Below are 7,652 nucleotides of genomic sequence, written 5' to 3'. Positions count from 1 at the left end.
AGCTTGGATGAACTCCTGCTCCTCTTCTGTACTCCTCTGGTCGCAATACAGCAAGGCATTGTGCAGCGGTTTTCCTTCCCTATCTACCGGCAGACAACCCATCATCTGCCCACTGAAGGAAACAGCTACAACATCCTTGGGGTTGATGGTCGAGAGCACTTCCCTGGAAGAAGAGCATACAGCATTCCACCAGATGGAAGGGTCTTGCTCAGCCCAATTGGAGTTGAATACCTCCATATTGTAGGGCGTAACCCTACTCTCCACCAATGCTCCCTGCTCATCAAACAGTGTTGCTTTGTTGCCTGATGTCCCCAAGTCATGTGCCAAGACATATCGCTTCATTGCATTCCCCTTTTAGTTCTTTGTGGTCTTTCTGATTTGGTCGTACCAAACAGAGGCTACGATCAGGACACCAACGATGATCTGCAGGATGAAAGCATTGATACCCAGCAAGTTGCCTCCGTTCTGAATAAGGGAGATCAACAGAGCACCCAGCACGGTACCGATGATGGTTCCTGAGCCTCCACTCAAACTTGCTCCACCGACGACGGCAGATGCGATTGCATCCATCTCATACCCTTGCCCAGCAGTTGGGATACCATTACCGAGACGGCTGGTCATCAGGATGCCGGCAATGCCGCTCAGCAAACCACTCATGGCATATACACTCACGGTTACCTTTGCGGTGTTGATCCCCGATAGTCTTGCAGCTTCGATGTTGCTTCCATAGGCAAAAATATTCCGTCCGAAAATGGTCTTGGTAGTCACTACAAAGGTAACGAGAATGACCAGGAACCAAACAAAGAAGAGTGATGGGAAACCAAGAAACACCAACTGTGCGAAGCCAGTAAAACTTTTTGGGAGCCCTGCGATCATACGTGCATTGGAGAGCAACATGACAATACCACGTGCTGCCTGCATCATTCCCAAGGTGGCAATAAAAGGAGGTACCTTACCATAGTGGATGATCAACCCATTAAGGGTACCAAGGAGAATACAAACCAGGAGAGCTATCAGGATAGCGGGGAATATTCCTATTCCTGCAACCAGAAGTTTCGCAACAACAATGCTGGCAACCCCTACTACGGATCCAACAGACAGATCAATTCCCCCTGAGATGATGACAAAGGTCATCCCAAGAGCAATAATGCCGTTGACCGAGGTTTGGCGAACCAGATTCCTCAAATTATTGACAGTGAAAAAATTCTTCGTTGCAAACGAAAGTATCACCATCAATACAATTACAATTACCAACAAGTTGCCTTCAGCAATCCTGAATTTATTATTTTTCTTTGATAACAGTTTCATCTCTATCTCCTTGCTTTCCAATCACAAACCTGATGCGTATCTCAGCAAGGTTTCCTCGCTGAATGCTTCTCGTTCAACAATGTGTGGCATTGATCCCTCATGCAAAACCCCAATTCTATCGGCAAGCCCCATGACCTCAGGAAGGTATGAGGAAATCAAAATGACTGCATGCCCATCCTTCGTCAATTGCTCGATCAACTTATAGATCTCTTGTTTTGCCCCGACATCAATTCCTACTGTTGGTTCATCAAAAATGAACAGTTTGCTCTCGCAGCAGAGCCATTTGGCAATGATAACCTTCTGCTGGTTTCCCCCTGAGAGGTTCCCTACCAGCTGATGGATGGAAGGTGTCTTTACCTTCAATTGCTTTACATACTCCACTGAACGCTCCCGCTCTCTCTTCCCCAATACAAAATTGAATTTTGAGATTGCTTTATAGGATGCCAGATTGATGTTGTGATTGATGGATTGGCTCAAGGCAAGGCCTTGGTGTTTCCGGTCCTCCGGCAATAGTCCAATCCCCAGGGAGATGGCCTTTGAAGGATGCTTGATGACTTCCTTCTGCCCCTTGAAATAGATGGTACCACTCTCGATGGTATCTGCTCCGTAAATTGCCCTGACAACCTCGGTTCTTCCAGAACCGACGAGGCCGAACAATCCAAAGATTTCTCCTTGCTTCACAGAGAAGGAGATATTCTTCAGTGCTTTACCACGATTCAGATCCTCAACTCGCAACAACTCTTCCCCTTTGGGATAGTGTTCGATATTGTACATGTCGGTAAGAGAACGTCCGACCATGTAGGAAATCAATTGGTCTTCATTTGTTTCCTTAACCGGAACTGTTTTTACATGCTGGCCATCCTTGAGCACCGTTACGCGATCAGAGACGGTAAAGATTTCCTCCAGGCGGTGAGATATGTAAATTACTGAGATGCCGGAAGCTTTTAGCTTCTTGATGATCTCAAACAATATTTCTACTTCTTCATTGCTCAACAAGGCAGTTGGTTCATCAAAAATGACCAGCTTCGATTTCTTGTGAACAGTCTTTGCGATTGCAACCATTTCCTGCATTGCAGGAGAAAGCTCGGTGATGCGGAGTCTTGGATCGACATCCACATTCAGTGCTTTCAAGGTTTCTGCAGTCTTGGAATACACATGATTCCAATCAATCATTCCATTCTTCTTCCGGGGAAATTGTCCCATGAAGAAGTTCTCCCCAATAGAAAGGTCAGCAGCAAGTGTCAAATCCTGGTAAACAGCTGCCAAGCCCAAGCGGTCTGCTTCAATAACATTCGGTATGGTAACCTGCTTCCCATCCAGAGAAATCGTTCCCTCATCCTCTTGGTAGACGCCCATGATAATCTTGATGATAGTGGATTTTCCCGCACCATTTTCCCCTACCAAGGCATGTACCTCACCGGGATAGATGGTTAAATCCACATTGTCGAGTGCCTTGACTCCAGGAAATTGCTTGGATATTCCCTTCAACTCCAAGAATGGTCTTGTCTCCATTCCGGACCTCCTTCCTTTTATACAGCTAAACATGTCTCCAGCTCCTCCTATCGAGAGGAGCCAGAGACTTCAGTTCAGAGAACCTATCAATACTTTTTCAGTGTGAACGGATCGAGAATACCTTGTGCTTCTGGATCATTTACATTGTGCTGCTCAACAACAACTACACCAGTATCGACATATTCAGGAAGGGTTGCACCTTCGATAGCCTTTACTGCTGAATCGACGCCCTTGTAGCCCATGCCGTAAGGATCCTGAACCATGATTGCCTTGATAGCACCACTCTTGATTGCTGCAACTTCTTCTGGGTCGGAGTCGTATGCAGTTACCATGATCTTGTTGTGCAGACCCTGCTCTGCAATTGCACGGGAGACACCGTCTGCTGAGTGGTTGTTGTCTGCGAAGATACCGATCAGGTCACTACCATAGGTGGTGATCAGGTCCTCAGTGGTGGAGAGAGCCTTGATGATGTCATTGTCGACATATCTGGTGGGGATCAACTCGATACTGGGGATCAATTCCTTGATACGGGTGATGAATCCATTGTCACGGTCAGTCAATACCTGGACACCAGCCATTGCACTTACCACAGCAACTTTCTTTCCAGCGGTGGAGATGTTGTTCTTCTTCAGATACTCAACCATCTTCTCTGCTGCAAGAGAACCACCAAGGGTGTTGTCGGTAGCCAAGAAGGTATGCACCTTGTCGGTGTTTACCCTATTGTCAACGGTAACAATCTTGATTCCCTTGTCATAGGCCATCTCAAGAGCTGGCACAGAAGCGTCAGAACTTGTGGACGAAATGACAATACCATCGGGATTCGTCGAAATGACGTTCTCGAGGATTGCAATCTGCTGGTCAATATCTGACTCAGAGGGTGGGCCGTAGGTCGTTACGTTGACCAAATCGGGATTCTCAAACTCATAGTTGAGAGCACCAACGAGCAAGTACTGCCAGAAATCAGAGTCAGTAGCCTTGATGATTACTGCAATCTCATAGGGTTTTTCACCCTTTGGGCCATCTGCTTCTTGTGCACCTTGTGCAAACAAGCCGGACATTACGATTGTGACCAAAAGTATGGCACATAGCACTTTCTTCATTTTTTTTCCTCCTAATGTTGAAAAAAACTGTTACAAAGAATAGTGCATAAATTGTGCCAATTATCATGATATTGTTCACATAATGTAAGTATCTTTATATATATTATTATTTTATAAATTTCATGGGTAAATGTTTTATCACTATAAGACTAGGTTTCAAGACACATATGCATGGTGACTATGTATATATTTTGAACATGTATTAGACAGACTGTACACTTTGGACACAAATGTACGTCCACTTCGGACACACCTAGAGAGAAGAATTATGTCCAATTCTTCAGCATTATACATGTCAGTAGGTTTTCTTAATAACATTGTCCATTGCTCAATCAACAGAACTCTCTTGTTCCTTCTCCGCTTTCAGCAACTGATAGATGGTAGCAACAAACGGTACCCCAAACAGAATACCAGGAATACCAAACAGGCCTCCCCCTAGAATGACTGCAGTGAACACCCATACCCCTGGAAGTCCTACAGAAGTGCCCACTACCCTAGGGTAGATTATATTTCCTTCCATTTGTTGGAGGATAACCAGGAAGAGTACAAACAAGAGAGCCGTCTGATACCCTTGGTTGAAGAGCAGAACGAATCCGATTGCCCCTCCAAGATAGGCACCAACCAATGGGATGATGGCTGTCATACCCACTACCGAACCAACGGTCAGGGCATAGGGGAAGCGGAAGAGCAACATCCCGAGTGTACAAAGAGAACCCAAGATGATTGCTTCCACGAACTGTCCCGTGAAGAACTTGCCAAATGTTCTGTTGGCGATCACTTTCACATGTACAATTTTCCGGCAGTACTTCTCAGGTATGAATCGTTCCATCAGATATGCAAGCTGGGACAACAATCTACGCTTTCCAAAAAGCAGATAAATACTGAAAACCAGTGCAATTGCAGCATTCACAACACCATTGATCGCTCCTCCCAGGAGTGAGAGTGCATAATCTGCAATCTTGGGAGATGAAGATCTCAGATTTTCAACAAAGGTGTATATATACCCTTCAATGATGGAAAACCCCTGTTCAAGCTCAGGGCGGGTATGCATGAACTGTTCCAGTGAGGACACAGAATCCTGGTAGAGAACCGGTAGATTGGTACTGAACTGCCTGACCGCCAATCCCAACTGGGGTAATAACAGGATCAACACACCGGTGATCAACACCAAGAAGAATATGAGAGAAATGAATACCGCGATAACCCGAGCCGCAAGAGGACTCTTCAGCTTTCCAAAGACCCTTTTTTCCATCCACTTGGCAGGTATGTCAACAAGATAAGCAAATACAATACCAAGGAGAAGCGGCATAAGCAGTCCCCAGAGCTTCATAAGCCCAGACTGAACGGTAGAGAAATACACTACCACAAGAGCTAGAACTGCTGCGAGTATGAGAAGGTGAGCAATACTGCGAAAGGTTTTCTTATCCATCATGAAAATGAGTATTGCATAAGAAAAGTTGGGTTGCAATCCAAACTCCCCAAAGTGTAACCTGTGCTATACTTTACTGCAGAAATCCAGGAGGGAACCCATGGCTCAGGATGTTCGGATCATTACCACAGGCGGGACATTCGATAAACAGTACGATGCAATCAGTGGTGAATTGACTTTCAGAGAGTCCCAACTACCAAGAATCCTGAATCAGGCTCGCTGTACGCTGAGCATCCACCTGGAAGGGCCATTGGCAATTGACAGCCTCTTCATGACCGATGAGCAGAGGGAAGAAATAGCCCAAACCTGCGTACATAGCCCTGAAGAGAGAATTGTAGTCGTTCATGGCACTGACACCATGTGCAGAACTGCATCTGTTATTGCTGAGGCACTGAAAGAGGATACAAGCAGAACAGTGGTATTGACTGGTGCCATGATCCCCTACTCCCTGGAAAATTCTGATGCTGTATTCAATCTAGGTTGTGCGCTTACCGCTGTCCAGCTCCTCCCACCCGGGGTATACATCACCATGAGTGGAAGGGTTTTTCCTCATGACAACTGCAGGAAAAACAAGGACAAAGGAGTTTTTGAACCTATCTCCTAGGAGAAGGCTGCTCACATGTTGATGAGAGCTGAACCTGTACATGCTCATGAGATGCTTTCAGGATACTCTCCATGACATCAACAACATGCCGAGTCAAATCGCCACTGGCTCGATATTCACTGCCACGCTCAATCGCCTCGGCGATATCGGCAATACCAAGACCGCGAGAGTTCTCAGGGTAGTCAAAGAGTAGCGGTATATCCGTCCACTCTTTCTCACCCATCCTGCAGTAAGATATGGGTCCCCCAAAGGTATTGGGATCGGGGACACGGAGCGAGCCCTCAGTCCCGTAAATTTCAATCCTCGGCATACTGTGTTTCCACACATCAAAACTGGTCACCAAGGTGGCAACGCATCCAGAAACGAATTGCAGCAAACCTGCGATATGCGTATCCACTTCGACATCAATCACCTTTCCCTGCTTTGGCTCACTGGTAATAACCCGCTGAGGAAAGCTTTTCTGTGCATATCCTGCAACTGATTGGACAGGACCAAGCAGATTGACCAGTGCAGTAATGTAATAAGGTCCCATATCAAAGAGTGGACCACCACCGGTCTGGTAATAGAATTCTGGGTCTGGGTGCCAACTCTCATGACCATGATTCATCATGAAGGCTGAGGCTGCCACCGGCCGTCCGATCCAGCCATCATCGATGAGCTTCCGACAAGTTTGGATTCCAGAGCCGAGGAATGTATCAGGAGCACCCCCAAGCACCAAGTGTTTTTCCTGGGCAAGCTGTACCAAGGCAGAAGCTTCCTTTGCAGTAAGAGAAAGTGGCTTTTCCACATAGACATGCTTTCCGGCTTCCAGTACTTGCTTACAGAGAGCAAAATGACTTTGGGGAGTGGTTAGATTAAGCACCAGTTCCACAGAAGGATCTCCCAGAAGTTCCTCAACTGATGCATACTGTTTTACCTGGTAGGTCTCAGCAATCTCCTTGGCACGTTCCTGTATCAAGTCCACTACACCGACCAACTCCACCTGTTTCTTGAACATTCCACTCAAGTTCTCCAGATAGATCCCGCTGATCTTTCCCAAACCGATGATTGCTACTTTAAGTTTTTTCATATCAGAACATCTTCCTATCACTTGTGAACATCTCTATGTCCAGATTCTGCTCTTTGGCAATCCTTTTTCCGTCCGCAGCCCAGAGCAGTCCTCTCTTCATCAACTCCCAGGCCTCAGGAATGTCGAAGATATCATTGTGGTGCCCAAGCGAGTTGTAATAAACTCTTCCATGCCCCCATTTCTTGGTCCAGACAACCGGCATCTGAACAACTCCATTGGTTGAGTGATACCAGTCAACAGTGGGAAACTTGGTAGTTGCCAAGACTTCCACAGCCGGATCTACATGGAGGTAATATTGCTCACTGGAGAGAGAGAAGTCCTTGATACCAGCTACCAGAGGGCTGGAGCTCTGCTTGATATTCACTTCATAGGGAACTCCGTCAGATCCGGGATGAGCAACCCAGTTGCCTCCCATGATAAACTGCCAAAGCACGTTGGTCCTGAAGGCATCACACATGCCACCATGACACCCTGCAACTCCTACTCCACTGGCTATGGCGTCCGCAAGGATTCCTGTCTGTTTGCTTTCGAACGTCCCCATGGTCCATACTGGAACAAAGAGGTCCAGACTGAATAGGTCCTCTCTATTCTGAAGAACCTCAAGATCACGTTCCTTGCGAACCTCAAAGC

The 7,652-nt window shown here is 46.5% G+C and carries 8 protein-coding genes; 1 reads left to right on the top strand and 7 read right to left on the bottom strand.

The features are described 5' to 3' along the window. The 5 genes from JF818_RS01000 to JF818_RS00980 form a co-directional block, all read right to left on the bottom strand. A partial coding sequence (locus tag JF818_RS01000; protein WP_255528422.1) for an FGGY family carbohydrate kinase occupies positions 1-342 on the bottom strand: 342 nt, incomplete at its 3' end. Between the two features lie 12 nt (positions 343-354). After that, entirely contained in the window at positions 355-1,308 is a 954-nt protein-coding gene (locus JF818_RS00995; RefSeq protein WP_198890132.1) for an ABC transporter permease, read from the bottom strand. A 21-nt stretch (positions 1,309-1,329) separates the two neighbouring features. Next, positions 1,330-2,820: a sugar ABC transporter ATP-binding protein gene (locus JF818_RS00990; RefSeq protein ID WP_198890131.1), complete on the bottom strand. Its 1,491-nt coding sequence runs from the start codon at positions 2,818-2,820 to the stop codon at positions 1,330-1,332. 86 nt (positions 2,821-2,906) lie between these two features. Beyond that, positions 2,907-3,920, bottom strand: a complete 1,014-nt coding sequence (locus JF818_RS00985) for an ABC transporter substrate-binding protein (RefSeq protein WP_198890130.1) — start codon at positions 3,918-3,920, stop codon at positions 2,907-2,909. 328 nt (positions 3,921-4,248) lie between these two features. Further along, positions 4,249-5,352: an AI-2E family transporter gene (locus JF818_RS00980; RefSeq protein ID WP_198890129.1), complete on the bottom strand. Its 1,104-nt coding sequence runs from the start codon at positions 5,350-5,352 to the stop codon at positions 4,249-4,251. Between the two features lie 97 nt (positions 5,353-5,449). Here JF818_RS00980 and JF818_RS00975 point away from each other — a divergent pair, with 97 nt between their 5' ends. Further along, entirely contained in the window at positions 5,450-5,953 is a 504-nt protein-coding gene (locus tag JF818_RS00975; protein WP_198890128.1) for an asparaginase domain-containing protein, read from the top strand. On the opposite strand, the gene JF818_RS00970 is transcribed toward JF818_RS00975, so the two are convergent. Continuing rightward, positions 5,943-7,022, bottom strand: a complete 1,080-nt coding sequence (locus JF818_RS00970) for a Gfo/Idh/MocA family protein (RefSeq protein ID WP_198890127.1) — start codon at positions 7,020-7,022, stop codon at positions 5,943-5,945. The genes JF818_RS00975 and JF818_RS00970 overlap by 11 nt on opposite strands. A 1-nt stretch (position 7,023) precedes the next feature. Next, positions 7,024-7,652: ThuA domain-containing protein (locus tag JF818_RS00965; RefSeq protein WP_198890126.1), on the bottom strand; the 629-nt coding region annotated here is incomplete at its 5' end.

Source organism: Sphaerochaeta sp. S2 (genome assembly GCF_016406725.1).
In the GTDB taxonomy this organism is placed as follows: domain Bacteria; phylum Spirochaetota; class Spirochaetia; order Sphaerochaetales; family Sphaerochaetaceae; genus Sphaerochaeta.
Note: the sequence above shows the minus strand (reverse complement) of the source record. Positions and strands in the feature narration are given on the sequence as shown.

Coding starts and splice junctions, on each gene's coding strand:
- JF818_RS00985 (WP_198890130.1), bottom strand. CDS start 3,920: ATGAAGAAAGTGCTATGTGCCATACTTTTGGTCACAATCGTAATGTCC.
- JF818_RS00995 (WP_198890132.1), bottom strand. CDS start 1,308: ATGAAACTGTTATCAAAGAAAAATAATAAATTCAGGATTGCTGAAGGC.
- JF818_RS00970 (WP_198890127.1), bottom strand. CDS start 7,022: ATGAAAAAACTTAAAGTAGCAATCATCGGTTTGGGAAAGATCAGCGGG.
- JF818_RS00990 (WP_198890131.1), bottom strand. CDS start 2,820: ATGGAGACAAGACCATTCTTGGAGTTGAAGGGAATATCCAAGCAATTT.
- JF818_RS00980 (WP_198890129.1), bottom strand. CDS start 5,352: ATGATGGATAAGAAAACCTTTCGCAGTATTGCTCACCTTCTCATACTC.
- JF818_RS00975 (WP_198890128.1), top strand. CDS start 5,450: ATGGCTCAGGATGTTCGGATCATTACCACAGGCGGGACATTCGATAAA.